We start from the raw sequence: 25,458 nt of genomic DNA, 5'->3' as shown, positions 1-25,458 counted from the left end.
ACTAGTACGACCGCGGAAGGCCGAGCGACGTCTGGGCGACGAAGTTGAGCACCATTTCCCGGCTGACGGGGGCGGTACGCATCAGTCGAGTGATGAACCACAGCTCGGATAGCCCGTACTCGTGTGCCAGACCGTTGCCGCCGTGCGTCTGGATGGCCTGATCGAGCGCTTTGAGCGCGGCCTCGGAAGCGGCGAACTTCGCGATGTTGGCGGCCTCGCCGGCTGATTGGCCGGCATCGAAGAGCTCCGCACTGCGCATGGTGGCCAGCCGACTCAACTCGACGGCGATGTGCGCTTCGGCCAGCGGGTGCGCGATTCCTTGATGGGCGCCGATCGGGGTCGACCACACCTGACGCTGCTTTGCATAGTCCGCGGCCTTGCCGATGGCGTAGCGCCCGACGCCGCCGCAGATGGCGCCGACGAGGATGCGCTCGGGGTTCAGGCCTGCGAACACCTGCCGAAGCCCGTTTCCGGCCTCGCCGATCAGCGCATCGTCACCGACCTCGACGTCATCGAGGAACACGGTGAACTGACTGTCGGGCGACACGATTGAGGTCTCGATCTTCTGAAACTGAAGGCCTGGACTGTCGGTGGGAACGACGAAGAGCGAAAGCGCACTCTTCTCCGGAGTCGAGTGCTCGACATCCTTGGCGACCAAGAGCAGGGCATCACACTGATCGACGGCCGAGATGTAGTACTTCGAACCCGAGAGCGTCCACCCAGTTGCGGTACGGCGCGCGGTGGTGGCGACCTTGTGGCTGTTCGATCCGGCGTCTGGCTCGGTCAGCCCGAAGGCCATCTTCCTGGAACCGTCAGCCAGGTCGGGTAGCCAGTCACGTTTCATCTGTTCCGAGCCGTGGTGAGACAGGATGTTGCCGCAGATTGCCGGCGAGATCACCCAGATCAGCATCGGCATCCCGTGCGCCGCCAGTTCCTCGACGACGATGACGGCCTCCGCCATGCCGCCACCCCCGCCGCCGTACTCCTCGGGCAGGTGTACGCCCAGCAGACCCGCGGCGCCCAGGTCCTTCCACAGCTCTTCGATGCCCTGGCCGCTGCGGCCACGTTCCAGGAAGTACTCCGGACCGTATCGCGAGACGATGCCCGATACGGTTTGGCGAATCTCCTTGTGTTCAGGCGTATCTTCAACGAGTCCCGGCATTTCTTACCTTCCTTCGAACTTGGGTGTGCGCCTCGCGGCGAAGCTGGCTATGGCATTGGCGGCGTCGATGGTGTCGCCGGTGGCCTTGATTCCCTCGGTCTCTGCCAGCAGTTGCTGGGACAGATCGTTGTCCCAGGTGTCGCGCAAGAGCGTGCGCATGCGGCCGAATGCACGGGTGGGGCCCTGTGCAAGCGACGCGGCCAGTGCAGCGGCTCGTTGACGGAGCTCGGCGGCGGGCACGATTTCGCTGATCATGCCCCAGTCGAGCGCCTGCTCGGCTGTGATCGGACGGTTCTCCAGGTAGGCCCGTGCGGCACGGGCGGGTCCGATCAGCCGAGGCAGATGCCAGGTGCCGCCACCGTCTCCGGAGAGCCCGATGCCCGCGAAAGCCGTGACGAACTTGGTACCTTCGGCCGCCAACACAATGTCGGCGGCGTAGACGTATCCCAGCCCGCCACCGGCCACCGGCCCTTGCGCAGCGGTGACGATGGGTGCGTCTATCCGACTGAGAATCCGGAACGCCTCGTGAAACGGAGTCGTCATGCGGGAGAATAGATTTCCGAACTCGGCGGCTGGCGACTCGAGGAAGTAGGTAATGTCCCCGCCGACGGTCAGGGAGGGACCGTTTCCACAGATGAGGACGGCCCGGACGGACTCATCGGCCGCGATCCTGCGGGCGACGATCAGAGTCTCCTCCCCCATCCGCAGATCGATCGCGTTGCGTTCGTCCGGCCTGTTCAGGCAGATGGTCGCGACCCCGTCGGCGACCGAGTACTCGATGGTCTCGAGGGGCGCGTCGGCCCCGAGGGCCTCGATCCAGGCAGCGGTGTCGGTCAGTTGGCGCAATGACGCGATGCGCCCGTCGTGGTCGAATCCCAGCACGTGGGTGAATTCGGCGTCCAGCGGTCGTCCAGAGCGGCGCGCCACACCTCGATAGTGTCCGGTCACCAAGAGGCTGCCGTCGTCGAGAACCCGAAACTCGTCGGGTTGTGCCTCCACCTTGAAGTGCTTGCCGATCTTCCACCAGAGGTTGCGCTGCATCGCCTCGGCACCGCGATGCTCCCCACCCATCCCCAACGGCAATCCCTCCGCGGCGTGGCCGACGAAGTCCTCGCTCAGCAGCGTCGCGATCGCGTCCCGGTCACCGGCCGCCAGCGCCTGATAGAGCGCCTTGGCCGTCGATGTGACGTCGCCCCGAGTTTCAATGCTCACGTCAGGCCACGTACCTGACGATGGACTCGACGACTGCCGCCGGCTTGTCCGACCCCTCGACTTCGATGGTCGTGGTCAGGGTCGCCTGCACTCCGCCACTGACCTCGGCGACGGCGGTGATCTTGGATGCGGCGCGCAGGCGCGACCCCACCGGCACGGGAGAAATGAACCGAACCTTGTTGAAGCCGTAGTTGATCGCCATCGCGACGTTGTCGACGCGATAGAGGTCGTGCATGAAGTGCGGTAGCAACGAGAGCGTCAGGAGTCCGTGCGCGATCGTGCCGCCGTAGGGGCCACTCGCCGCCCGCTCGGGGTCCACGTGAATCCACTGGTGGTCATCCGTCGCCTGCGCGAACTGATCGACCCTGGCCTGATCGATGACCAGCCAGTCGGTCGGGCCCAGTTCGGCGCCCTCGGCGGCCGTGAACTCCGCCAGCCCGCTGAACACCGTCAACGTTTCGTGCTCACTCTGGGTACTCATCGTCTACTCCTCAAACCCTCAGTCCGACCGGCTGGCCGTCGTGAACTTGATCCAGGTACTCGGCCATCCCGTGCAAGGTCGTTCCGTCCTCGGCGGTCCACACGGTCGCGGCTTCGGCGATCCGCGTGGCATTCAGCCCACTGTCGTCATCACCCCGTCGATGACGGAGCGGAACGATGGCGTCGACTTCACCGCGGAACACCCAACGGCGCTGCGCTGCGGCCAACGCGACGGTGACCGAGCGCGGCTGGGACTCGACGTCACGTTCGGTCGAGACCTCGACGTCGTCGCATACGTGCAGATGCGCTCCATCCCAGACGAATCCGCCCGATCGGTCAGCACCATCGGCTTCGCCGAAGTAGGCGCCCATAAACCCGAGCCCACCGGTGGATCCGTGCACCCACCGATAGAAGTAGGGCGCCTGCCAGGACCGGGGGCCCCACGAGTGATCACGCAAGCCGAAGCCGTTGACGTCGATCGAGGCATCGCCGAGAGCAAGCGCACCGCTGACCTTCGTCAGCTGTTCGTAGTGATGAGGCGCGAAGGATTCGTTGTCACCGTCGAAGGTCTCCGCGTACGGCGCTGCTGCGGCGCGGAAGTCAAGGGTCGCCGTGCAGTTCGTGACGGCTGTGCTCGATAGGGCCTGCTTGGGATCGACCAGTGCAGCCGGATCGGGCAAGAGGTTGACGGTCCCGTCGAAGGTCACGCGCACGTGTTCGAACGGTTCGACGACCTCGACGCCGAGCCCGGCCCCGCGAAACGACTCGTCGGCGTCGGCACGGGGCCGCGCGAATCCGAATGCCACCGATCCATCGGGGAGGTAGAGGCAGACGGTCCGCTCACCCCGCCCCTCGTTGAAGCGTTTCGCGAGCCGCAGGAAGCCGCCCAGTCCGGCGATCGGATCGTGGAACTGGAAGTACATGGACTCATTCCAATTCGACTCCGGACCGACCGGGTGAGTGTAATCGTCTGTTGCGGAAAGGATCACGTCGCCACCTCCAAGTCTGACGCGGCAGCGGCCAAGAGCGTTGCGATGGAGTCGTCGAGACTGTCCAGATCCAGGTTTCCGTGGCTGCCCAGCGCGCCCGAGCGCCGACGAGCTGCCACGCCCTGCAACAAAGTTGCCGCTCGCCATTGCGTGAACCCGCGGTAGTACGTGATGCGGTCGACGCTGAATCCCGTGAGCCGGCGATATTCATCGATCATTGCCGGTCTGTCCGGGAAGCCGCCCACGCGCGTCGGGCTCGGCATCGAGATCGCATCGTCATTCGGCTGCCGCCAGTCGTCGAGCAGCCAGGCCAGATCGGCGAGCGGGTCGCCGAGCGTGCACAGTTCCCAGTCCAGCACGGCAGTGATAAGACCGCTTTCAACCAGAAGGTTCGACAGCCGAAAGTCGCCATGCATGATGACCGTCGCAGCGGGCGCGGGCAATCCGTCGCCCAGCAGGGTCCGCACCTCGTGCCACACGACATCGTGGCCGGTCGCCATTCCGACGCGAGCCCACGTAGCCGACATCCGACGGAGCTGCCGCTCTAGGTAGGGCGTGGAGCTCGGCCGTCCGAGGTCTGACAGGCCGACCGCAGCGGGATCGAGGGTGTGCAGTCGGGCGAGCGTGCGAATCACCTGCAGGCCGAGTTCGCGCCGCTGCTGCGTACTCAACTCGGCGGCGTCGTCCTCGCTTTCGAGGGGCGAGCCCGGCACTCGCTCCATCACGAAGAATCCGGCACCGCTTGGGGCGACGCCCGTACCGATGACCCGTGGGACGGGGACACCGCTGTTCGCGAGGTTCGACACGATGCGGGCCTCGCGCGTGACGTCGTGCGCTGACTGAGTGTGGTTGCCCGGCGGGGGCTCACGCAACACCCACTCCCGACCGTCCGCGGCGGAAACGATGGTGGTGATGTTGGACTGCCCGAAACCGACTCGGGCGATGGTCACGCCGCCCTCGAGGTCCTCTCCATGGGCTCGGAGCCATGCAGCGACCGCTGCGGTGTCGTCGCACATCAGGTTGCTCGCTGCCGACACTGCACGCCTCCCTGTTTCTACGAACGCCACCACCCGATGCCACTATTTAATCTAGATTAGACTATTTTCGACCGTCGTCAAAGACCGCTCGGTCTCCCAATGATCACATTTTCTATTATGTGTTAGATTTCGAGGCCAATGCTGGCCCCGACGGTTGAGGAGCGTGGCAATGAAACTCGGCATGCCCATCTCGTACGCGACTGACTTCCGCGAGACGATCAGGAACCTGCGCGACTTCGAAGCGGTCGGGCTCGATCGCGTCATGATCCCCGAGGCGTACGGGTTCGACGCCGTCACCCAAATGGGTTACGCCGCAGCGATGACCGAACGGCTCGAGCTAGCATTCGGCATTCTGCCCATGTACTCACGCACCCCGACCAACCTGGCGATGACAGCAGCCGGCCTGGACTACATCAGCGGCGGGCGCTGCGTGCTCGGCTTGGGCGCGTCCGGCCCGCAGGTCGTTGAGGGCTTCCACGGTGTGAAGTACGACGCCCCACTTCGACGTGCGCGCGAGCACGTGGAAATCTGTCGGAGCATCTGGCGGCGGGACAAGAGCGAGTACCACGGCGCGCACTATCAGCTTCCCCTACCTGCAGCAGCGGGTGGAAGCGGACTGGGCAAGCCACTTCGGTTGATGAATAAGCCACTACGCGCATTCCGATGCTGCTCGCTGCGATAGGCCCAAAGAACGTTGCCTTGGCCGCCGAACTCTTCGACGAGTGGCAGCCCTTCCTGTTCCATCCCGAACTGGCTGACCTCGCCTTCGGCGAGGCGTTGGCGGTAGGTCGCGCCAAGCGCGATCCCGCGTTGGACGAGCTCGGCATCGCCGTGCAGACCTTTCTACTGATCACCGACGACGCCAAGGCCGAAGCCGCAGCGTTGGACGGCGTGCGAAACCACGTCGCGCTGTACGTCGGTGGGATGGGCGCCAAGGGCAAGAACTTCTACAACACCCTGTTCACCCGTTACGGCTACGCCGATGAAGCCGAGTCGATCCAGGAGCTCTATCTGCAGGGCGAGAAGCAGGAGGCTGCAGCCGTCGTACCCGACGAATTCGTCCGGTCGATCGCACTCATAGGACCGATCGAACACGTCCAACGGCGAGTGCAGGCCTACCGGGCGGCCGGCGTCACCTGCCTCATCGCCGAACCGCTGGCACAGTCACACGCGGAGCGGGTCGAACAGCTCGCGCTGCTCAAGGAACACACCGGCTGACGGCAGCTTGCGGGCTCAGATTGCCAGCTGCTCGACGAGTTTGAACTTCTGAACCTTTCCCGTCGGTGTCTTGGGCAGGTCTTCGGCCGCGCAGAACACCACCCGTTTGGGCACCTTGAACTTGGCCAGGTTCTCACGGCAGAGCGCCAGGACGTCGGACTCGGTCATACTGGCGCCAGGCACGAGAACCACGACAGCACAGCCGATCTCACCCCACCGGTCGTCGACCAACCCGATGGCGAACACCTGGCTGATGTCGTCGTGGCCGGCAAGTAGGTCCTCGATCTCCTTCGGCATCACAAGCTCGCCACCGCTCTTGTAGAGCTCCTTGCTGCGACCCGTGACTCGGAGGTACCCGTCGGATCGCACAACTCCTAGGTCGCCGGAGTGCAGCCATTCACCGCGTAGCGCGGCCGCGGTCTGCTCGGGCCGGTTCCAGTAGCCTCGCATCACGGTCGGCCCGTGAGAGACCAACTCGCCTTCTTCACCTGCCGGCAGCTCCGCCCCCGTCACCGGGTCCACCGTCTTGTAGACGACGAGTGCGTCGGATCCCAGAAGAGACGCTGCGCCAGCCATTTTCGGTCGTCCCGCCGTCTCGGTGGTCAGGTGCAGCGGATCCTCTGGACGCGTGAGGGTCATCGCGCCACCGCACTCCGTCATTCCGTACCCGGTGACGATTTCGTGGACGCCGAACTCCTCGGCGATACGAGGCCAGAGCCACACTGGTGCGGGTGCGGAGCCGCAGAGCAGGGCCGTGAGCGAGGACAGGTTGTAGGACGACCTCAACGGGCTCTCCACCATGGCGACGGCCATCGTTGGCACGCACAACATGTCCGTGGCGCCGTGACGTTGGATACCCGCGAAGTATCGCTCGGCGCTGAACCCGGTGAGGGGAATGATCGCGCCCCCCACGTAGAGGACGGACAGCAGGCCTTCGACGTACCCGAACATGTGATAACTGGGCAGCGAGAACAGGATTCGGCGCCCGTCCTCGAAGGCGCGCGTCAGAGCCGACGCGTACGCGGTCCGCAACACCGCGTCATGGGAGGTGACCACACCCTTGGGCTTACCGGTAGTCCCGCTGGTGTACAGCATGTCGGCCGGATCGTCCGGCGATACTGCGCCACCGCGGCCGTAGCCCTGATGCCGGGTTCCCAGTGCCGCCAAGTCGGCAACCGACCGAACACCTGGGCGCGCGCGCCCGTCGGTGTCCAGGACCACCACGTGTCGCAGCTCGGGCACCGCGTCGTTGCGCCCGCCCGGGCGGTTCGCGAAACCGGTCGTGTCCCAACCGGGCGCGAACCCGTCGAGCATTGCCTGGTAGTCCAGACCGTCGAACCCCGTCATCGTCACCAAGACACGGCACCCCGAATCGCCCAGCACGTACGCGAGTTCGTCTTGCTTGTAGAGGAAGTTGAACGGCACCGCGATGGCTCCCGCCCGCGAGATCGCGAATTTGAGCGTCACGAACTCGAGATGGTTGGCCATCACCAGGCCGACGCGATCACCCCGCTCGATGCCCAGCTGGCGCAATCCCGCCGCCAGGCGCTGTGATTCGAATGCCACGTCGCGGTAGGTCAGGGTCGCATCGTCGCCAACGACCAGCGGCCGACTTCCGTAAAGCCTGGCGCAGGAGTCGAGCCGACCGTGCAGTGTGGTGGGCGTCCACGCGGGGAAGGCCTCACGCAGCGCCTGGCGTCTGGGGTAGATGGTCTCGGTCGTCGCGACCGTCGGCTCGGGCATGTCAGATCTCCCGCAGGTGTCCGCATGCAATGGCGTCGCGCAAGGCGAACTTGCGCACCTTGCCCGTCGGGGTCGTCGGCAAGGAGTCGGTGACGAACCACCGAGCCGGCACCTTGAACGGCGCCAAGCGCGCGGCGACGAAATCGGCGACCTCAGCCTTGTCGAGCTGCGGTGCCTCGTCGTGGACCCGGATCACCGCGGCGACGATCTCGCCCCAGCGATGGTCGGGCACACCGACGACGGCCACGTCGAGGATTGCGTCGTGACCGCCGAGGACCGTCTCGATCTCGGCTGGCGAGATGTTCTCCCCGCCCCTGATGATCAGTTCCTTGAGCCGCCCGGTGACGGTGAGGTATCCGCGCTCGTCGAGGGTGCCCAGATCGCCGGTGTGCACGAAGCCCTCGGAGTCAACCGTGCGGGCCGTCGCATCGGGGTCGTGCAGGTACTCCAGGAATTGCTGATACCCCCGCGCGCAGATCTCGCCCGGTTGGCCGATGGCAACGGTTTCACCGGAGTACGGATCGACGATCTTGCATTCGACGTGGGGCAGAGGGCGGCCCACTGTGGTCAATTGGTCCTGACGCGAGTCTGTGGGCCTGGTCGCCGACAGCACGGGGGCGAGTTCGGTCTGACCAAATAGGTTCAGCACGGTAGCGCCGAAGACCTTCTCAGCGTCTTCGATCATCGAAGCCGGGACGTTCGACGCACCACCCATGATCACCTTCAACGTCGGCGCCAGAATGGTCGAGCTGCGTTGACATTCCAGCAGCGCACCGAGGATGGTCGGCACATAGAACAAGACGGATACGTGCTCGCGACGCAGCGTCTCCAGTACCGGGCCGGGCCGGAAGCGTTCGACGACAACCGCCGTCCCGCCGATCCACAGGGGGCCCAGGGTCGCGATCACGCAGCCCGCGGTGTGGAACATCGGCAGCGGATTCAGGCACACCGAACCGTGCTCGACCCCCACCGCCTCCAGCGTCAGCTTCGCGACGTTGACCAAAGACCTGTGCTTGAGCAGGACACCCTTGGGCCGGCCGGTTGTGCCAGAGGTGTATTGCAACATCATTGCATCGTCGGGGTCGGTCGGCGCGGAGTCGAGGACGGCGCTGCTCACCTCGGCGGCCTGCCACCGGTCTCGCTCCGACAGCGAGATGCAGATCAGGCTCGGTAGTCCGGGCGCCACGCTGTCCACAACGGCGGCGAGGTCGTCGTCACGATTGGTGTCGGCATGGATAAGGACCGCTGCCCGCGAGTGCGTGAGCGCGTAGCGGAGTTCCTCGGCCCTCAGGGCAGGATTCAACGCTACGAGCACCATACCGGCCAGTGCAGAGCCGTACTGAATGATGTTCCACTCCAGCACGTTCGGGGCCCACAGGGCAATGCAACCGCCTCGCTCGGTCAGCGCACTCAACGCCGTTGCGACCCGAGCGGCCTCGTCGCAGAGCTGCGCATAGGTCAGGCGGGCCGGTGAGCCATCGTGCCGGACCCCGACGAGCGCGGTCTGCTCGGCGTGAGTCTGCGCCCGCTGCGCCAGTAACTGACCGACGGTGAGATCGACTAGTACTGCGCTGTCGTCCGCAGGCAGATGGGCGGGTCGAAGGCCCAATCCCCCTGCTGATGCCGCTGTCATCGTGTTCTCCTCGTCGGCTCGACGCCGTGACGGACCTCACCAAAGATAACTGAATCATGATTCGAAATGAAGCCGCCTTCACACCGATAGTCGCCTTAGAGGCAGTATTTTCACGCATCTACGAGCACTTTCTGTTTATGAATCGCCGATAGAAATCTGCTGTCAAATTGTCGACGCGTGTCAGAGAATGCTGCTACGGTCGCCCCAAGTGAGCGCACTCACAACAACGATGGAGAGTCATGCACGCCACACCCAAGACCGCCATCATCGGTGCGGGCATCAGCGGCCTCACCTCCGCGAAGAACCTCGCCGACGCCCCGGAGTCGAATACGACTGCTTCGAGTCCCCCGACCGCGTCGGAGGCAACTGCAGAGTTCGCCGTCGATGGAGGCTGGTCGGCCGGGGAGCCCAGCCCGATCTTCGTGCCACCGGGCGCCCAGTTACCGGATCTTGCCCCACAGGACGCCTAGTCCGCATCAAACCGACATACCGACACCCTGATTCGCTCCCAGGAGAACACCATGCTGCCCACTGCCGAGAACACCGTGGAGTCGTTGACTCCCCAAAGCATTACCTCAATGCTGCGGATCTCTGGCCGTTTCGCCGACGCAACCGTCGAGGAAGTGACGGTGACGCCGATCGGAACCGGCCAGATGGCTGCCAGCTACCGGCTCGAGCTCAGTTATGCGACAGCCGTTCCCGGTGCCCCGGCCAGCGTGGTCGCCAAGGTGTCCAGCACCGACGAGGCGAGTCGACAGATGGCGGCCGCCACGGCCGCTTACCGTCGCGAAGTGCTGTTCTACCAGCGACTGGCCAACCGTGTGCAGACCCGCACGCCGGACTGTTACTACGCCGACATCGCCGACAATGACGTCAGTTTCGTTGCCCTGCTGGAGGATCTTGGGCCAGCAAGGACGTTGGAACAGATCGGCGGCTGCACAGCCGATCAGGCGTCGCTGGCATTGGGCCAGGCGGCTGCGCTGCATGGCAGCTCATGGCAGGAGGACTATCTCCGGGAACGGTGGCTGCCGGCGGAGTCGGTCTGGGGCATGCTCGGCGCTGCCATCCCCGCGGTCGTAGCTCCCTGGTTGGACCGATTCGGTGAATACCTCAACCCCGAACACGTCTCCGCGGTGAACCGGCTGGCCGTCGAGGTCGGCACGTGGTTGGAGACACTAGGAAGTCATCGCACGTTGTGGCACGGGGATTTTCGACTTGACAACCTACTGTTCGACGCGCGCGGCGGCGAGGTTCCGGTGGCAGTGGTGGACTGGCAAAGCGTGGCCGCCGCGCCCGGTGTCATCGACGTCTCCTATTTCCTGGGCACGTCGATGACCGAGGCGGAGCGGGAGAAGCACGAACGCAATTTGGTGACCGAGTACCACCAGCAACTCTCGTCCCACGGCGTCGAGAACTATTCGTTCGACGAGTGCTGGCGGGAGTATCGGGCGCATGCGCTGTTCGGCCTGGTGTTGACCATCCCGGTTTCGATGGGCGTGCAGAGCACCGCCCGCGGCGACGCCATGTTCGGCGCGATGGCACGACGCGTCGCCGCACAGATCACCGCCAACGACAGCTTCGCGGCACTGCGCTCACTCTGAGGTAGAGACACAGTCCCGGATTCTGCTGGGCATCATCTTCCGCGCCATGGAGGACGACGTGCGCAATCTCCACGCCGGACGACCCGTCCGGCCACATCTGGTCAGCACTGTCTACGACTTCTGGCAACGCTCGGCGTACCGTGAAACCTCACTCGAGCCCGCCCTCAAAGTGAGTCCGCGCGGCGCATGCGACGATGGCCTCGTCTACAGGTTCGAGTCGAGGAGCACCGTGCCGGAAAGCGCCAGCCGGGAGAGGTACTTCACGGCCGCTCTGGAAATCTTGACCGCCCAGGGGTTCGGTCACTTGACGATGACCGCACTGCATCGGCGGCTGGGGGTGTCCAGCGGGTCCTTTTATCACTTCTTCGCCGGTTGGGACGACTTCGTCGCGCAGTTCCTGGAGAGCTGGATCACGCAGACCGCCGAGATCTCGCTAGAGGCTCAACAGACATCGGACCCGTTCGATCGCCTCGAGATCCTGCGCTTACTTGCGAAGTCTGTTCCACATGCCGCCGAGGCAGCGATGCGCATGTGGAGCGCAACAGATTCGACGGTGGCAACCGCTCAGCGTCACGTCGATACTCAGCGGTTGGCGATCATTGCCGAGGCTGTCTCCAACGCTGGTGTGGCCGACGTTCGGGCAGATCGCCTGGCACGGCACGGCCTGAGCCTCATCGTCGGCTGGCAGCAACTCAGTCTTCCATTTGACGCGCACGGGCTCGACGAGCTGCTCGGTCAGTTCATCGACCTCGTGCACGGCTACGCATCCCCGCCCTGACCGGCGGCTGTGCAGGTCAGCGCGGCGCCGTCAGCTCGGCTTCGAGGGTGCGTAATGCCTTGAGCGCGTACGGCGTAACGACCGCGATTAGCACGAAGAACATGACGAACACTGCCCAGAAACTGATCAGCCCGTGCCACGCGAACAGCCCATCCCGGAAGAACGGAACGAAGACGAGCGGAAAGTATGTCGCCGCGACGAGGAAGGCCAGCCACGCGACCCACCGGGGGAACAGTGGGGTTGGCCGACGGTCCCGCAGGATCGCCAAGCCCAGAGCGACGCTCTGCAAGACCGAGCAGATGAACGTGAGGTCGAAGAAAATCCAGCCGAAGTCATAAAACAGCTGGATCGACTCATCGGTGCGCGTGTCCGCCCGCAGCGCCGCCGTCAACCAGATCGTCGGCGGGACAAGCGTGACGATGGCCGTGAGCAGACCGCCGAGCAGTTCGACGGTGGACAGCACCCCCATCGGACCCTCAATTCGGCCGATGATCTTCGACAGGGCCGCACTCCACACGAAGTAGAACGGCGCACCCATCGCCATCATCACCATGCCGATGCGAATGGTGGTCTCGTGCTCGCGGAAGTAGGCCGCGATGTCGACCGCGCCCAGGTACTCAGCTGGCGGTGGCCAGAATCCGGCCAGCACCGCGAACCCGACAAGCCCGAGCCCGCAGTAAGCGACAACCGACCACGTGGCCACGTGGAGCATCCGGAAGTCTGCGCGCAGAACGGTTTCGTCCCGAGTCGGCGCGATACCGCCGGTCGTAGGTTCCACATCGATTGCCATTGCACTCTCCCTTGCTCACATGACTGCCGCCGAAGCGACCATCTGGCCGTTGGTGACGCCCATCACCATAGAGCACTCTATGGTGATGAGTCCAGCGACTTTGCGACTCGCTCGATCCTCACTTTCTAGTGTGAAATAGTGCGATCCTCGCGAACCGATGACAGCGAGACAAGCATTCGCCGACCACGCATTTCACGGAACAGCGTGGTTCGCCATCGTTGCGTGAGTTAGATTCTTTTTAATCTTGAATAAACGCGCTCTCGCCGACCAAAGGACAACCGCCATCATGACCGCGCTCCAACCGACATAAGACCTCGACGCGTTTGCCGCTGCCTACTCCACGGCGTGGACGAAGGATCCCGTCGGCCTGCTCGACTTCTTCGATCCGACGGGTAGCTACACCGACATGGCCATGGGCACCACCTACGAGGGCCACGACGGCATCCTGCGTTTCCATCAGTGGATGCTGAAGTTCGCGCCGGACTCCGTCATCGAGTTCTGCGCTCCGGCACTTCGCGACGGCGTGCTCTACCTGGAGTGGCTGTGGAGTGGATCCTTCGAAGGTGCGCTCCGCCTGGCCGACGGCTCGGTCATCCCGTCCAACGGGCAGAACTTCAGCGTCCCGGGCGTCGCAGCGTGCCACTACGGCACGAACGGAAAATTGACCAACCACCGAGACTTCTGGGATGCGGGCCAGATGGTGGCTCAACTACGCGCGACCGCTTAGTTTCGATGCCAGGCAACGACAATCGCCGTTATGCCGGCAATACGACCCCTTGGCAGGATCGACCATCTTCGTTGAGCCTGCACTCAAGTGTGGAGGCCAGTTCGACGTGAAACACCCTCACGTTGCGGACTACATCGTGGTCGGGGCAGGTTCTGCCGGGTCGATCATCGCGAGTCGTCTGGCTTCGGCCGGAGCGAGCGTAATTCTCGTGGAAGCGGGCGGCACCGATCGACGCCCCGACGTGGCCTTCCCGCTGGGGATCGCCACGCTCTACCTGACAGCCAACTGGAAATACCCCACTGCGCCCGAGCCCGGCAAGGACGGAAAAGCGAGTGCGTTCGCCAGCGGGCGAATCATCGGGGGCAGCGGATCCATCAATGCAATGGTCTACGTGCGAGGCCGGCGCGCCGACTACGACGGATGGGTGCAAGCCGGCGCAACCGACTGGTCCTACCGCGACGTACTTCCGCACTTCAAGGCGCTGGAGAGTTGGGTTGAAGGTCCCGACGAGCATCGCGGCGGGTCCGGACCCATTTCGGTGTCGTGGTGCGGCAATCACCACGAAATCGACGACGCCTTCATCCAGGCGGCCGCCGACGCCGGCCATCGGCTCAACCCGGATCCGAACGGCGCCGACCAACTGGGGGTGGCGCGCAGCCAGGTCAACCAGCGGCGGGGCTATCGCAGTTCGTCGGGCCGGGAATTCCTTCATCGCCTCCCCCGTGAACGACGCCCAAAAGTCGTGACGCGCAAGACCGTGACTCGCGTGGTCGTCGAGCGCGGACGGGCTATCGGGATTGAAATCGGCGGCGAAGTCATCCGGGCGCGGCAAGAAGTCGTGCTGTGCGCCGGAACCATTGGGTCTGCCGCGTTGTTGATGAACTCCGGCATCGCCGCCGGCGGGCGCGTCGCCGACCTGCCGGGTGTCGGCGAGAACTTCCACGACCATCTCGTCGTCACCCAGTGCTGGGCCTCGAAGGTGCCGACGATAAACACCATGGGTCCGGTCAGCGCAGCCAAGGCGCTTCGCGAATTCTTCGCACGCGGTGAGGGTCCGATGACCACCACCCCATTCGAAGCTCAGCTCTTCACCGAGGACTTCCAGATCGCGGTGAGCCCGGTCCGTTACGAGCTTGATCCCGTGACCGGCCGAGCCATCTTGAAGCGCTCTGACGCATTCACGGCCTACACGGTGCTGATGCATCCGGAGGGCCGCGGTCGAGTGAGCGTCCGGGGCGCCAAACCGTATATCGAATTCGACCGGTTGGGCCGGCCCGAGGATGTGCGAAAACTGTTGGCGGGCGCGGCGCTGACCCGCGAACTCATCGAATCTCAACCGGCCATGCGCGGGGTGACCGGTGCCAATCTGACCCCGACCGGAGACGATGCGCGTCATTGGCTGTCAGCTGCCGAGGGCAGCATCTATCACGCAGTCGGCACGTGCCGCATGGGAACCGATGACCAGTCGGTCGTCGGCCCGGATCTGCGCGTGCACGGAATCGACGGTCTGCGCGTCGCCGATGCCTCAGTGATACCTGCTATCACCTCTGGCAACACCAACGCCCCCACCATGATGATCGCGCTGCGCGCAGTCGATCTCATCCTCGACCGCTCACACTAACCGGGCAGCTGCTGCGCTTAATCGGGGTTGGGCCCCAAGGTCGACGTCAGCGGCCGAGTTCGCGCCCCACGATCGACACGAACGACACGCAGCCTCCCGGGCGCCCGCCCAGATTGTGTGTCAACGCCGTGTGCGGATCGGATAGTTGACGATCCCCGGCCGCGCCGCGGAACTGCAACCAGGCCTCGTAGAGCATCCGCAGCCCACTGGCACCGACCGGATGACCGAACGACTTCAATCCTCCGTCGGGATTGATCGGCAACCTTCCGTCCGCGTCGAAGTCCCCACCGAGGACGTCCTTCCACCCGTGGCCAGCCTCCGAAAAACCGAGATCTTCCATGAGCACGATCTCAGTCGGGGTGAAGCAATCGTGGACCTCGGCAAGGGACAACTGCGTGCTGGGGTTGTCGATTCCCGCCTGGCCGTAGGCATCGCGCGCCGCCTTCACCACTTCCGGAAAGGTGGTGAAGTCGAACTCGGGATCCATTGAGCCCCGGGCCGATCCGGCGACGAGGGATAGTCCCTTGACGTACATCGGAGTATCGGTGTACTCGAGCGCCCGCTCGGCGGGCACGATCAGCGCGCAGGCCGCGCCGTCGGACACGCCCGAGCAGTCGAACACTCCGAGGCGACCGGCGACCTTGACCGCCTTGTCGATCGTCTCGCGTGAGACGGGTGAGCGGAACTGCGCCTTGGGATTCCGCGAACCGTTGTCGTGGTTCTTCCACGCCACGTGGGTCATGGCCTCGCGCATCTCGTCGGGATGCACCCCGTGCTTGGCGCAGTACGCCGGGTCGAGCAGCGAGAATGCAGCCGGCGCTGTCATCGACAACTCCGGCGACGTTCCGTCACTCGGCGGATCGGTACGCATCAAACCCGAGAATCCGGAATCCTTGAGCTTCTCCACTCCCACGGCCATCACGACGTCGTAGGCGCCTGCGGCCACCCCGTAGCACGCGTTGCGGAAGGCCTCCGACCCTGTGGCGCAATAATTCTCGACGCGCGTCACGGGCTTGTCGTCGGTGGCCAATGCACGACTCAGGGTGAGGCCGGACTGGCCCGAGCCCAGGGTGCCGAGCCAGTACGCGTCGATATCGCCCTTGTCGATGTTCGGCGTCGAACCGATGCATTCCGCGAACGCCTCCAGGATCAGATCCTCGGTGGAACTGTCCCAACGCTCGCCGAACCGGGTACATCCCATGCCGACGACCGCGACCCGATCAGTGATTCCGCGGCTTGCCATCGTTCTCCGATCCGGTGTCCAGAAGACGCGACTTCCAGAAGTAGTCGTGCACGCCGCCGGCAGTGAACAGCCGACGGAAGGTAAAGGCGACCCTCGCGCCGACGTGCAGACGCTCGGGTTCGGCATCGGTGACCTCGATGGTGCATCGCCCGCCGCCATCGACGTCGACGACCGCCTGAATCATCGGCGGCGACGGCGAATACGCAAGGTGGTCCACGGTGTGCGTGACGATGGTGCCGTGAAGTGTCGCAACCGGCGCTGCGTCCATCTCGTCTTCGGTCCCGCAGCTCCGACACACCCGCACCGGGGGCAGATGCACGAATCCGCATTGGCGGCAACGTGTCCCAGCGAAGCCGAACTTCCACTCCTCGGCGCGTGCGGACGGGGGCGCGGCAGGTCGGTCTGGTTCGGGGCGACGTGGCGGTTCGAGCTCGACCAGCCCGTGCCACGACAGATAGGTCAGGTGGGTCACCACATTGCCCTCCGCCCGCTGAAGACTGACAGGGGTTGACTGGCGCGCGAGCGGCAACTGGGCGGTAGTGCGTAGTAGAACGGCATCACAGCCGTCGAACGCCGAGACGACGAGGATGGTCTCGTCGGGCTCTGCGATGTCGAGCACTGCGGACAGCGCGATGCCGGTATCGGCGACACCGGAGAACCCGACGGGCGAAGTGCGGGTTGACTTGAGCGCCTTCACCAACGTGCCGACGCGTTTGACGATGGCAGAGTTGGGGCACGCGACCACGACGTGATCGACTTCGGCCAGCCCTGTTTCGTCGAGTATCCGATCGACGGCAGTTCGGATCAGGGCCGCGTAGCGCTCTGCACCGAAGCGCTCTTCCCATTGCTCACCCGTGATCGACCTGGGTGATCGCCAACGGTCGAGGAATTCGGCCGTGTGCGACGTGGCGGCGAGGACGTCGGCGATCCCAGGTCCCTCGCCGAACAGCAGCGCTGCGGCCCCGTCACCGCCAAGGCGTTCATCGGCAGAACCGGGCCTGCCGACCCGGACGTCCGCGGTCAGCGCCAGCCCGCCGGTGGCGGCAGCGGCCTGCCATGCCGCAAATCCGCTGCGCCCCGTCCCGCACAGATCCGTCGCAAATGAGGCGTGGGGCAGCTCGAGCGCAGCGTGAATCGCCGTCGCATTGGTCTTGTCGGCATAAGCGGGGCTGCTGGTCGCGAAGTAGAGGTTGGTGGGCAGCGGGTGTCCTTCGAGGGCGCGTGCTGCCGCCGCGACTGCCATGGTGGTGCTGTCCTCGTCGTAGGACGCGACCACCCGGTCACCGCGACGCAGCCCGACGTCGCCCCCGGCCAGACGATATCGGGGAAGGTACGTCGCGTAGGCGATCAGGGACGCCGTCATTCCGCGACGCCCCGGAATACTGCCGCGATGCCCTGCCCGCCGCCGATGCACATGGTCTCGAGCGCCAATCCCCCACCCCGTCTGCGCAATTCGTGCAGCATCGTGGTGAGGATGCGAACGCCGGTGGCGCCGATGGGATGGCCGAGCGAGATTCCAGATCCGTTGACGTTGAGCCGGTCGTCGACGTCGGTGAGCTTTACTCCCCAACCGGACAGGACGGCGAGTACCTGCACCGCGAAGGCTTCGTTGATTTCGATGAGACTCAGGTCGTCGAACCCGAATCCAGTTCTGCTGAAGAGTTTCTCGACCGCGCCGACGGGTCCGATTCCCATACGCGATGGCTCGCACCCGACCGCGGCCCAGCCTTCGAGGTAGCCGATGGGCACCAGTCCCAGCTCATCCAGTCGGTCCTCGGCCACGACCAGGCAGGCCGCAGCGGCATCGTTCTGCTGACTGGAGTTACCCGCCGTGACGGTGCCACCTGGCGTCACGGTGCGCAGCTTCGCCAACGTGGCCGCCGTGGTGTCAGGACGCACACCCTCGTCGCGGTCGACGATCACCGGATCCGCTCGGCGTTGGGGTACCTCGACGGCCACGATCTCGTCGTCGAACGCCCCGGCCTGCACGGCGGCGGCAGCCCGTTGGTGACTGCGCGCGGCGAAGGCATCGGCAGCGTCGCGGTCGATGCCGTAGTCGGAGGCCAGGTTCTCCGCCGTTTCGATCATGCCGCTGATCTCGCCGAAACGCCATGCGGGTTGCGATCTTTCACGACCTCGATCGAGCCGGTCGTAGAGCGTCTGATTGCCAGCCCTGGCACCCCAACGCGCGGTCGTCGTGTAGTGCTCGATGTTGCTCATCGACTCGACACCGCCTGCGATCACTACGTCGGCCGCGCCGGTCTGCACCGTCATCGCCGCCGTGATGACGGCCTGCAGCCCCCCACCGCAACGGCGATCGATCTGCAAGCCGGGTACTTGAACCGGGAGATCGGCGTGCAACGCGACCCAGCGTCCGATGCACGGCGCTTCCGAGTTCGCGTACGACTGTGCAAAGACGACGTCCTCGATGCGGCCGGGATCGACGCCGCTGCGCTGCACCGTCGCCGCCACCACCTTCGCCGCCAGATCTTCGGCGCGTAACGGCCGCAGGCTACCTCCGAACGTGCCGACCGCGGTGCGCACCGGGGCGACGATTGCCGCGCGCCTCATTCGTCACCGCGCCAGCGGTCTGCGGACGGATCGAGGAGCTGAGCCAATTTGCCTGCGGGAAGCCAGATGACGGTCTCCAGTTCGAGGGCGTCGAGGTAGCGCACGCGACCAGTCCGCAGATCCTCCAGGCGCAGCCGCGGCGAGTTGCCCTCGTCGTCGATGTTGACCGAGACTTGCGCGAATTCGCTTTCGACCACCGGACCGATGCCGGGCACGTTGACGGGTGCACCCTCGCCGAATTCGACGGTCATCAGATCAGAAACCCCATGGTCGGGATGGGCTTGTCCTTGTCCACCAGAACGACCTTCTTGTAGGACATCCGCAGCGTCCCCTCCACGCGACGGAGCCGGTACGTCACACGCCCACCCCACAGGTGGTTGCCTCGCGCGCGCGACTCGAGCACGAGGAAGTTCGCGCCCACCTCGAGGTCAGTGCCGCCTACGGAGGTGGCGCGGCCGCCGAGCAGTTCGACGTTCGAAATCGTCCGCCGCAGGTTGGACGGGGGCGCCTGGGCGTAACGCCTGCCGGTGCGGAGTTGTTTGAGTCGGGTGGCGATTCGATTGCGGTTGTCGTAGATCACCGACATCGATTCCATCGGGTCGACGCTGTCGTTCCCGGCGGGAACCCAGTACAGCGCGTCGTCGGTCCACAACGCCTCCCACGAGTCGTAGTCGCTTTCGTCGGCGAAACGCGCTTCGCGGTAGAGGAACTGCTCGACGTCGCGAACGTCGAACCCGTCGGGCACCGCTGTCAGCGCATCGGTGTTGTCGATCGTGCTGGTCATTCTGCCTCCATCAGCGACGCATAGTGAGACCAGAAGCCGCGCATGCCGGTTTCGTCGGTCGCTCCCCCGATGGTGAAGCCGTTGTCGTCGGTACGCTCGCGCTGCAAGCCCCGACGAATATCCAGCCATTCGGGCTGTCGCGCCTCGATACCCAGCTGATTGCGTTCGTACATCTCGGTGTCGTCGGCCAGCAACATGCCGGCCGGACCCACCGACCCGACACACTGGGACACCATTCGCTTGTTCAGCTCAGGTGCGCCCACGAGCTGGACCGCCGTGGAGTATTGAACGCACTGGTTGACCGAGACTGGCTGGATGTTGAAGACCTGGATCTCGGCGATGAACAGGTTGGGGAAGATCATCACGTGCGGTGCACCCTCGATCAGAAACTGATCGGCGGCCTCCCCGTGCCGTTCGCGCATCGCCGCGACGTAGTCCGGCACCCGTTGTTCGGTGGTGCCGAACCACCGCATCGGTTCCGCGAACTTGCGGAACTCCGGGCGCAGGTCGTTCTCGCTGTGACCGTTTCCTAGGTTTCGCGTCACCGCCGTGGAGGCGTCGCTGTAGAGCGGTCCGATCGTGCTGCCGGTCACCCCGAAGATCGAACCGTGCACGAACTGAGGGTGATAGCCGTCGGTCTCGTTCTCCGCCAGCAGCTTCCAGTTGGCGCTCGTCTCGTGCTGAAGCCACCCCGCCGACAGTTCCACCCGCCCCTGCGGGGACAGCCGCACCAGCCGGTCGATCTCGCCAGCGGCGGCTCCGAGATGCTCCACGAGTGAGGGTCCCTCCTCGGCGAAACTGCCGAACACGAAGCCCTCGTATGACTCGACGCGTGTCACCCGTCCCATCGCGAGGTCAAGTTTGCGGCCGCCGTAGCCCTTGAAGAACGGGAAGCCGATGAGTTCGCCGGTGTTCCGGTACGTCCACCCGTGGAGGGGACACCGGAACGTCGCGGAGTTGCCCTTGGCGGCATCGCAGACTTGATTTCCGCGATGAGCACACCTGTTCAGGAGAAGGTGAATACCGCCGTCGCGATCGCGGGTCATGATGACGTCTTGCAGACCGAGCCGCTTGCGCACGTAGTCACCCGGCTGGCTGACTTCGCTTTCGTGGCCGACGAATACCCATGTGCGGTACCAGATCTTCTGAAGTTCTTCGGCGAAGATGGCCGGATCGGTGTACAGCGAGCCGTGCACCTTGTCTTGCTTGATCAGGGGTGCGACTCGGCTTGCGCCATCGACGCCGAGATCGGGCGGCTTGACCGATGTCATTCTCGAACTCCTTTCGTGGCGCCGAAGACTGCGGGCCGCTTCTCTCGAAACGCGGTGACGCCTTCGACGAAATCGTCGCTGCCGAAGAGGGCGGCCTGATGGGCGGCTTCCCGGTCGAGCACGTTGAACGGGGACAACCCGGGCGCCACTGCGAGTAGCGACTTGATCACTCCGAGCGCCTGGGCTGGCGCCGCCGCGAGCCGGCTGGCGTCCTGCAGCGCAGCGTCAAGCGCCGCTCCCGGCTCGGCGAGCGCATCGACGAGTCCAATGCTCAGCGCTTCCTCCGCTGGAATCGGCTTGGGCAGCATCAACATCTGGCGGGCCCGGGCCACGCCGACGCGGGTCGGCAACGAGACGTAGGCTCCCATGTCACCGGCAAGCCCGACCGCGGTGAACGTGGTCGCGAACCGGGCGTCGCGCGCTGCGACCACGCGGTCACATGCGGCGGCCAGAGCAGCGCCCGCGCCGTAGGCCGCCCCCTCGACCGCAGCGATCACGGGCTTTTCCGTGCTCCAGATCGCCCGAATCACACGCTGCGCCAGCTGTGCTCGCTCCAGCGCTTGCTGCGGAGCCATTCGCTCCATCGAGCTGATGTCGCCGCCAGAGCAGAAGGCCTTGCCTGCTCCGGTCAGCACGATGGCCCTGACCGACGTGTCGCAGTCGGCGGCTTCGATGGCGTCGGCGAGCGCCAACCGCAAGGGCATGTCGATCGCGTTGAGCTTGTCGGGGCGATTCAGGGTCACCACCGCGACCGCGCCGATCTTCTCGGCGAGCACTGGGCCGGTGGCCCGGGACCGGAACTCCTGAGCAGACGTCGTCATCGCTGGAACCTCGGCGGCCGTCGTTCGATGACGGCACGCAGGCCTTCGAGGGCATCGGCGGTGCCGGAGAGTTCGGAGACCGTCCGCGCCTCCTCGGCCAACCGCTGTTCTACGGACGCTCCGATTCCGCTCCACACCAAACGCTTGGTCGCCGACAACGCCTGCGTGGGTAGTTCGACAAGCTGAAGAGCCAGCTCCTCTGCGCGACTTTGCAGTTCGTCGTCTGCTGCTACCTCGGTGATCAGCCCGATGCTCAGCGCTTCAGCGGATGTGAGCGTCGGGTTGGTCAGCACGATCCGCAGCGCCTGCCGTAGCCCAACCAACTGGGTCAGCGTCACCGACACCCCGCCATCGGGGGCCATCCCGACACGCACGGCGCCGGAGAAGAACTTCGCGGATTCGCCGGCGATCACGATGTCTGACGCACACACCAACCCCAGACCGCCACCACCGGCTGCGAAGCCCTGCACCGCCGTCACTACCGGGACCCGTAGCTGAATCAACGCAGCAGACGCCAGCTGTAGCCAGGCGGTCGCCTCGCGCAGGTAATCCGGTAGCGCTGCACCCTTTGACTCGAACGTGTGGATGTCACCGCCTGCGCAGAAGTTGCGCCCCTCCCCGGTCAACAACACGACCCTCACGCTCGGGTCGGCGTGACAGGCCAGGATCGCTTCGTGCAGGGCCTTGAGCAGTTCCACGTTCAACCCGTTGGAGACCTCCGGCCGGTTGAGCCGAAGGCGGGCGAGCCCACCCTCCACGTCGAGTGCGACAGGCGTTGCCGATCCGATCGTCGTCACCGCTTTCCTCCTCGCTCGCTGAAGGCCGACGCGCCGTTGCGTCCGGCCCCCTCGCTGATGTGGCGTACTACCTCGGTGATTTCGTCGTCGAGACCCGCTGCAGCGGGCTGCTGCAACCCAGAGCCCACCAGTTTCTTGATGGCCGTGAGTGCGCTCCGGTCGCGACCTGCCATTGCGGACATGAACGCCTCGACCGCGTCATCGAACTGAGCTCGCGGAAAGCTGTGGTACGCCAGACCCAGCCGAGCGGCGTCTGCGCCCGAAAGCCGCTCTCCGCTGAGCAGGACTCCCATCGCCTGTTGGCGACCGATCAGCCGAGGCAACCTCTGAGTGCTGCCCCCACCCGGGATCATGCCGAACCTGATGTGATTGTCCGAGATCCGCGCATCGTCGCTGACGAGCACGATGTCCGCGGCCTGCATGAGTTCGAACCCACCCGCTGCGGCGACTCCTTCGACTGCGGCCACCACGGGTACGTCGACCGCGGCGATGGCATCGCAGGCGCGCCGGAAGGCGGCGAACAGCGTTCGCAATGCGATTGGCCCCTGCGCGCGTAGTCTTTCGACTTCGTCGAAATCGCCGCCGGCACAGAAGTTTCCAGCCGCTCCCCGGACGAGGATCGCGTTGACCGCCGGGTCCGATCCGAGTGTCAGGATCGCGCGCTCGAGTTCGACGCACATCTCGACGTTGACGGCGTTCATCTGCTCCGGTCGATCGAGGGTGATCCGACCGATCCCGTCAGCCGCGTTGACCGATACCGGCGTCATATGTACCGGCCCCCGCCGACCTCGATAACCGTTCCAGTGATGTAGCTGGCCAAGTCCGACGCCAAGAACACCACCGCGCCCGCGACCTCGGCCGGCTCACCGGCACGCTTCATGGGAACGGCCGCCTCGCGCTCGGCGAAGACCTCGGGTGGCATGGCTGCGGTCATCGGGGTGCGAATGAGGCCTGGCTGAACGGCATTGACCCTGACGTTGTGATGCGCCAGTTCCTTGGCGGCGGCCTTGGTCAGGCCGACGATGCCCGCCTTGGCGGCACTGTAGTTGGTTTGGCCGGGATTCCCGGACTTTCCCGACAGAGACGAAATGTTCACGATGCTGCCTGATTTCGCCTCGCGCATCACCGCGGAGGCCTCGCGCACACCTAGCCAGGTCCCCCGCAGATGCACCGTCACGACGGTGTCGAACTGCTCGACGGTCATCTTCTTCAGCGACGCGTCCCTGGTGATTCCCGCATTGTTGACGAAGACGTCCAGCCGACCGAACTGACCCATCGTGTCCGCGACGACCGCGCGCATCTGCTCCTCCGACGTCACGTCGCAGGCCAGCCCCATTCCGTCGACATCCGCGGCAGCAGACTCCGCCGCAGCTTCGTCGATGTCGACCAGAACCACGTTCGCGCCGTAGGCGCGCAGCGACCGAGCGATCTCGCGCCCGATGCCTTGCCCCGCCCCGGTGACGACGGCGACGCGGTCAGCGAGCAGTGGATCAGTCATGGGCAACGCAGACTCCGACCGTGTGAGGCATCAATTTCTAATCAATATTAAACTAAGTCCCTCGGCGTTTCAACTAGGCCCAGGTGCTCGCACGCTCGCCCCGGCCGTTGGTTGATCTCGATGCCGTGATCGGATCGGAGTCAACCGGCCACCCCGATGCCCCAAACGCCACCCTTGGCCGGTTCGGCCAGATTTCTACTCCGTGTTAAATTGCACGCAGTCGTCGGAGGCGAAGGGACTCATTGGAATGCTGGATCGTCGTCTGACCACTGATCGCGAGGCGGAAAGCGTCGCCTCGCACGTCGTACGCATCCCGCTGCCGCTTCCACTGTCGGATCTGCGCGTGGTGAATGTCTACGCCATCCTGGGCGACGACGGGGTGACGTTAGTGGACTCCGGTTGGGCCGACGAGCCAAGCGAATCCGTCATCATCGACGCGCTGCGCGGGCTCGGATTCGCTCCCACCGACGTGCGGCGCATCGTCGTCACCCACGCCCATTGGGATCACTTCACCCGGGCCATTCTGTGGCAGCGGCGCTATGGCACCACAGTGATGATTGGCCGTCAGGAGCACCATTCGATCGAGGCATTCGACGAGGCCACCGGCGCCTATCCGATGCAAGCGGGGCTGCTGCGCCGGGCAGGCGCACCCGCACTCGCGCAGACGATCGCCGACTTGGAGTTCGAACCGTTCGAACGGGACATTCCGTACGGGCCGCCCGACATCTGGCTCGATGACGGTGATGAAATCGACTGCGGCGGAACGGTGATCGTCGCGCGCGCGACACCCGGGCACACACGTGGCCACATGGTTTACGAGGATCGCGGGTCCGGACTGGCGTTCACCGGTGACCACATCCTGCCGCGTATCACACCCTCGATCGCCCTTGAGCGAACGCCCGAAGAGCTGCCACTTCGGTCCTATCTTTCCTCGCTTCGGCTGTTCCTCGACTTACCGGACGCGTGGATGCTTCCCGCCCACGGTGCGGTGACACAAAGCGTCAAGGCCCGGGTCGACGAGCTGCTCGATCATCACCGGGAGCGTCTCGACCTCGTCCACCAGCTGGTAGCGGCAGGCTCCTACACCGCCTACGACGTTGCCCGGCGCATGCTGTGGACGCGCCACGAGCGCACCGTCGACGAGCTGGGGGCGGTGCACGGAATGACCGCGATCCTCGAGGTCGCAGCCCACCTCGACCTTCTGGTTGCCCGCGGGTCCCTCACCTGTGACACATCGGGCCCGGCGAATCACTACGCAATCACATGAATGCAGGAGGCACGTGAAGATGGCCATCAGCGACAAGGTGGGACTGGTGTCAACGGTGGCCCGAATCGCCACGTCAATTGCCTGGGAGCGCTGGGGAACTAGTCCCAATACCGTTCAGTTAAGGTGGTCGGACGGTGATGTCTGGTGAGTGCTGTGGCTGAGGCCAGGATGCGTGATGGGCGCGCTTGACGTGCCATTTGGGCATTTTGCGTTTG

Annotated in this window: 22 protein-coding genes and 3 pseudogenes; 7 read left to right on the top strand and 18 right to left on the bottom strand. The window is 65.0% G+C overall.

The features are described 5' to 3' along the window. Window position 1: 1 nt before the first annotated feature. The 5 genes from SLQ33_RS21695 to SLQ33_RS21675 form a co-directional block, all read right to left on the bottom strand. On the bottom strand, window positions 2-1,162 hold the full coding sequence (locus SLQ33_RS21695; protein WP_319455952.1) for an acyl-CoA dehydrogenase family protein: 1,161 nt from the start codon (window positions 1,160-1,162) through the stop codon (window positions 2-4). 3 nt (window positions 1,163-1,165) lie between these two features. Further along, window positions 1,166-2,374 carry an enoyl-CoA hydratase-related protein gene (locus tag SLQ33_RS21690; RefSeq protein WP_319455951.1) on the bottom strand — a complete coding sequence of 403 codons (1,209 nt, stop codon included), beginning with the start codon at window positions 2,372-2,374 and terminating at the stop codon, window positions 1,166-1,168. Window position 2,375: 1 nt separating this feature from the next. Then, complete coding sequence (locus tag SLQ33_RS21685) at window positions 2,376-2,828, bottom strand: MaoC family dehydratase (RefSeq protein WP_319456234.1); 453 nt, start codon at window positions 2,826-2,828, stop codon at window positions 2,376-2,378. Between the two features lie 37 nt (window positions 2,829-2,865). Next, a complete protein-coding gene (locus SLQ33_RS21680; RefSeq protein WP_319455950.1) occupies window positions 2,866-3,777 on the bottom strand; it encodes a hypothetical protein in 912 nt (303 codons plus the stop codon). Between the two features lie 62 nt (window positions 3,778-3,839). Further along, complete coding sequence (locus SLQ33_RS21675; protein WP_319455949.1) at window positions 3,840-4,880, bottom strand: phosphotransferase family protein; 1,041 nt, start codon at window positions 4,878-4,880, stop codon at window positions 3,840-3,842. 169 nt (window positions 4,881-5,049) lie between these two features. Here SLQ33_RS21675 and SLQ33_RS21670 point away from each other — a divergent pair. Then, window positions 5,050-6,098, top strand: a pseudogene (locus SLQ33_RS21670) (LLM class F420-dependent oxidoreductase). A 15-nt stretch (window positions 6,099-6,113) separates the two neighbouring features. Here the strand turns inward: SLQ33_RS21670 and SLQ33_RS21665 are convergent. Together SLQ33_RS21665 and SLQ33_RS21660 are read right to left on the bottom strand one after the other, a co-directional pair. Further along, window positions 6,114-7,841: a class I adenylate-forming enzyme family protein gene (locus tag SLQ33_RS21665; RefSeq protein ID WP_319455948.1), complete on the bottom strand. Its 1,728-nt coding sequence runs from the start codon at window positions 7,839-7,841 to the stop codon at window positions 6,114-6,116. A gap of 1 nt (window position 7,842) precedes the next feature. Further along, window positions 7,843-9,474, bottom strand: coding sequence for a class I adenylate-forming enzyme family protein (locus tag SLQ33_RS21660; protein ID WP_319455947.1), 1,632 nt, complete (start codon window positions 9,472-9,474; stop codon window positions 7,843-7,845). 239 nt (window positions 9,475-9,713) lie between these two features. Between SLQ33_RS21660 and SLQ33_RS33635 the strand changes: the two are divergent. The 3 genes and pseudogenes from SLQ33_RS33635 to SLQ33_RS21645 form a co-directional block, all read left to right on the top strand. Continuing rightward, window positions 9,714-9,841: pseudogene (locus tag SLQ33_RS33635) on the top strand (NAD(P)-binding protein); the annotation flags it as partial. 154 nt (window positions 9,842-9,995) lie between these two features. Then, complete coding sequence (locus SLQ33_RS21650; protein ID WP_319455945.1) at window positions 9,996-11,075, top strand: oxidoreductase family protein; 1,080 nt, start codon at window positions 9,996-9,998, stop codon at window positions 11,073-11,075. Window positions 11,076-11,121: 46 nt separating this feature from the next. Then, window positions 11,122-11,853, top strand: a complete 732-nt coding sequence (locus tag SLQ33_RS21645) for a TetR/AcrR family transcriptional regulator (RefSeq protein WP_319455944.1) — start codon at window positions 11,122-11,124, stop codon at window positions 11,851-11,853. A 16-nt stretch (window positions 11,854-11,869) separates the two neighbouring features. On the opposite strand, the gene SLQ33_RS21640 is transcribed toward SLQ33_RS21645, so the two are convergent. Beyond that, window positions 11,870-12,643 carry a hypothetical protein gene (locus SLQ33_RS21640; RefSeq protein WP_319455943.1) on the bottom strand — a complete coding sequence of 258 codons (774 nt, stop codon included), beginning with the start codon at window positions 12,641-12,643 and terminating at the stop codon, window positions 11,870-11,872. Window positions 12,644-12,983: 340 nt separating this feature from the next. Between SLQ33_RS21640 and SLQ33_RS21635 the strand changes: the two are divergent. Then, window positions 12,984-13,370, top strand: a pseudogene (locus SLQ33_RS21635) (nuclear transport factor 2 family protein); the annotation flags it as partial. Window positions 13,371-13,476: 106 nt separating this feature from the next. Further along, the gene (locus tag SLQ33_RS21630; RefSeq protein WP_319455942.1) at window positions 13,477-14,991 is read left to right on the top strand and encodes a GMC family oxidoreductase; all 1,515 of its coding nucleotides are present in this window, start codon (window positions 13,477-13,479) and stop codon (window positions 14,989-14,991) included. A gap of 46 nt (window positions 14,992-15,037) precedes the next feature. On the opposite strand, the gene SLQ33_RS21625 is transcribed toward SLQ33_RS21630, so the two are convergent. Genes SLQ33_RS21625 through fabG form a run of 10 tightly spaced genes read right to left on the bottom strand, consistent with a single transcriptional unit; the run spans window position 15,038 to window position 23,976 of the window. Beyond that, window positions 15,038-16,234, bottom strand: a complete 1,197-nt coding sequence (locus SLQ33_RS21625; RefSeq protein ID WP_319455941.1) for an acetyl-CoA acetyltransferase — start codon at window positions 16,232-16,234, stop codon at window positions 15,038-15,040. Continuing rightward, complete coding sequence (locus tag SLQ33_RS21620; RefSeq protein WP_319455940.1) at window positions 16,212-17,597, bottom strand: OB-fold domain-containing protein; 1,386 nt, start codon at window positions 17,595-17,597, stop codon at window positions 16,212-16,214. The genes SLQ33_RS21625 and SLQ33_RS21620 overlap by 23 nt, the downstream gene beginning before the upstream one ends. Beyond that, window positions 17,594-18,805 carry an acetyl-CoA C-acetyltransferase gene (locus SLQ33_RS21615; RefSeq protein ID WP_319455939.1) on the bottom strand — a complete coding sequence of 404 codons (1,212 nt, stop codon included), beginning with the start codon at window positions 18,803-18,805 and terminating at the stop codon, window positions 17,594-17,596. Before SLQ33_RS21615 ends, SLQ33_RS21620 begins: the two co-directional genes overlap by 4 nt. Beyond that, window positions 18,802-19,056 (bottom strand): hypothetical protein, encoded by a 255-nt coding sequence (locus SLQ33_RS21610; protein WP_319455938.1) that lies wholly within the window; start codon window positions 19,054-19,056, stop codon window positions 18,802-18,804. Before SLQ33_RS21610 ends, SLQ33_RS21615 begins: the two co-directional genes overlap by 4 nt. Continuing rightward, complete coding sequence (locus SLQ33_RS21605; protein WP_319455937.1) at window positions 19,056-19,589, bottom strand: aromatic-ring-hydroxylating dioxygenase subunit beta; 534 nt, start codon at window positions 19,587-19,589, stop codon at window positions 19,056-19,058. The genes SLQ33_RS21610 and SLQ33_RS21605 overlap by 1 nt, the downstream gene beginning before the upstream one ends. Then, window positions 19,586-20,860, bottom strand: coding sequence for an aromatic ring-hydroxylating dioxygenase subunit alpha (locus SLQ33_RS21600; RefSeq protein WP_319455936.1), 1,275 nt, complete (start codon window positions 20,858-20,860; stop codon window positions 19,586-19,588). The genes SLQ33_RS21605 and SLQ33_RS21600 overlap by 4 nt, the downstream gene beginning before the upstream one ends. After that, window positions 20,857-21,681, bottom strand: a complete 825-nt coding sequence (locus tag SLQ33_RS21595) for an enoyl-CoA hydratase/isomerase family protein (RefSeq protein ID WP_319455935.1) — start codon at window positions 21,679-21,681, stop codon at window positions 20,857-20,859. The genes SLQ33_RS21600 and SLQ33_RS21595 overlap by 4 nt, the downstream gene beginning before the upstream one ends. Next, window positions 21,678-22,478 carry an enoyl-CoA hydratase/isomerase family protein gene (locus SLQ33_RS21590; protein WP_319455934.1) on the bottom strand — a complete coding sequence of 267 codons (801 nt, stop codon included), beginning with the start codon at window positions 22,476-22,478 and terminating at the stop codon, window positions 21,678-21,680. Before SLQ33_RS21590 ends, SLQ33_RS21595 begins: the two co-directional genes overlap by 4 nt. Further along, a complete protein-coding gene (locus SLQ33_RS21585) occupies window positions 22,475-23,245 on the bottom strand; it encodes an enoyl-CoA hydratase/isomerase family protein (RefSeq protein ID WP_319455933.1) in 771 nt (256 codons plus the stop codon). Before SLQ33_RS21585 ends, SLQ33_RS21590 begins: the two co-directional genes overlap by 4 nt. Next, window positions 23,242-23,976 carry a 3-oxoacyl-ACP reductase FabG gene (gene fabG / locus SLQ33_RS21580; RefSeq protein WP_319455932.1) on the bottom strand — a complete coding sequence of 245 codons (735 nt, stop codon included), beginning with the start codon at window positions 23,974-23,976 and terminating at the stop codon, window positions 23,242-23,244. The genes SLQ33_RS21585 and fabG overlap by 4 nt, the downstream gene beginning before the upstream one ends. Window positions 23,977-24,223: 247 nt before the next feature. Here fabG and SLQ33_RS21575 point away from each other — a divergent pair, with 247 nt between their 5' ends. Next, a complete protein-coding gene (locus SLQ33_RS21575) occupies window positions 24,224-25,243 on the top strand; it encodes an MBL fold metallo-hydrolase (RefSeq protein ID WP_319455931.1) in 1,020 nt (339 codons plus the stop codon). Window positions 25,244-25,458: the final 215 nt, after the last annotated feature.

It is taken from the genome of Mycobacterium sp. RTGN6, from assembly GCF_033804605.1.
In the GTDB taxonomy this organism is placed as follows: Bacteria; Actinomycetota; Actinomycetes; order Mycobacteriales; family Mycobacteriaceae; genus Mycobacterium.
This window is presented reverse-complemented; position numbering and strand designations above follow the sequence as displayed.

Coding starts and splice junctions, on each gene's coding strand:
- SLQ33_RS21605 (WP_319455937.1), bottom strand. CDS start 19,589: ATGACCAGCACGATCGACAACACCGATGCGCTGACAGCGGTGCCCGAC.
- SLQ33_RS21650 (WP_319455945.1), top strand. CDS start 9,996: ATGCTGCCCACTGCCGAGAACACCGTGGAGTCGTTGACTCCCCAAAGC.
- SLQ33_RS21615 (WP_319455939.1), bottom strand. CDS start 18,805: ATGAGGCGCGCGGCAATCGTCGCCCCGGTGCGCACCGCGGTCGGCACG.
- SLQ33_RS21695 (WP_319455952.1), bottom strand. CDS start 1,162: ATGCCGGGACTCGTTGAAGATACGCCTGAACACAAGGAGATTCGCCAA.
- fabG (WP_319455932.1), bottom strand. CDS start 23,976: ATGACTGATCCACTGCTCGCTGACCGCGTCGCCGTCGTCACCGGGGCG.
- SLQ33_RS21645 (WP_319455944.1), top strand. CDS start 11,122: ATGGAGGACGACGTGCGCAATCTCCACGCCGGACGACCCGTCCGGCCA.
- SLQ33_RS21610 (WP_319455938.1), bottom strand. CDS start 19,056: ATGACCGTCGAATTCGGCGAGGGTGCACCCGTCAACGTGCCCGGCATC.
- SLQ33_RS21665 (WP_319455948.1), bottom strand. CDS start 7,841: ATGCCCGAGCCGACGGTCGCGACGACCGAGACCATCTACCCCAGACGC.
- SLQ33_RS21625 (WP_319455941.1), bottom strand. CDS start 16,234: ATGGCAAGCCGCGGAATCACTGATCGGGTCGCGGTCGTCGGCATGGGA.
- SLQ33_RS21595 (WP_319455935.1), bottom strand. CDS start 21,681: ATGACGACGTCTGCTCAGGAGTTCCGGTCCCGGGCCACCGGCCCAGTG.
- SLQ33_RS21680 (WP_319455950.1), bottom strand. CDS start 3,777: ATGTACTTCCAGTTCCACGATCCGATCGCCGGACTGGGCGGCTTCCTG.
- SLQ33_RS21660 (WP_319455947.1), bottom strand. CDS start 9,474: ATGACAGCGGCATCAGCAGGGGGATTGGGCCTTCGACCCGCCCATCTG.
- SLQ33_RS21620 (WP_319455940.1), bottom strand. CDS start 17,597: ATGACGGCGTCCCTGATCGCCTACGCGACGTACCTTCCCCGATATCGT.
- SLQ33_RS21585 (WP_319455933.1), bottom strand. CDS start 23,245: ATGACGCCGGTATCGGTCAACGCGGCTGACGGGATCGGTCGGATCACC.
- SLQ33_RS21600 (WP_319455936.1), bottom strand. CDS start 20,860: ATGACATCGGTCAAGCCGCCCGATCTCGGCGTCGATGGCGCAAGCCGA.
- SLQ33_RS21575 (WP_319455931.1), top strand. CDS start 24,224: ATGCTGGATCGTCGTCTGACCACTGATCGCGAGGCGGAAAGCGTCGCC.
- SLQ33_RS21640 (WP_319455943.1), bottom strand. CDS start 12,643: ATGGCAATCGATGTGGAACCTACGACCGGCGGTATCGCGCCGACTCGG.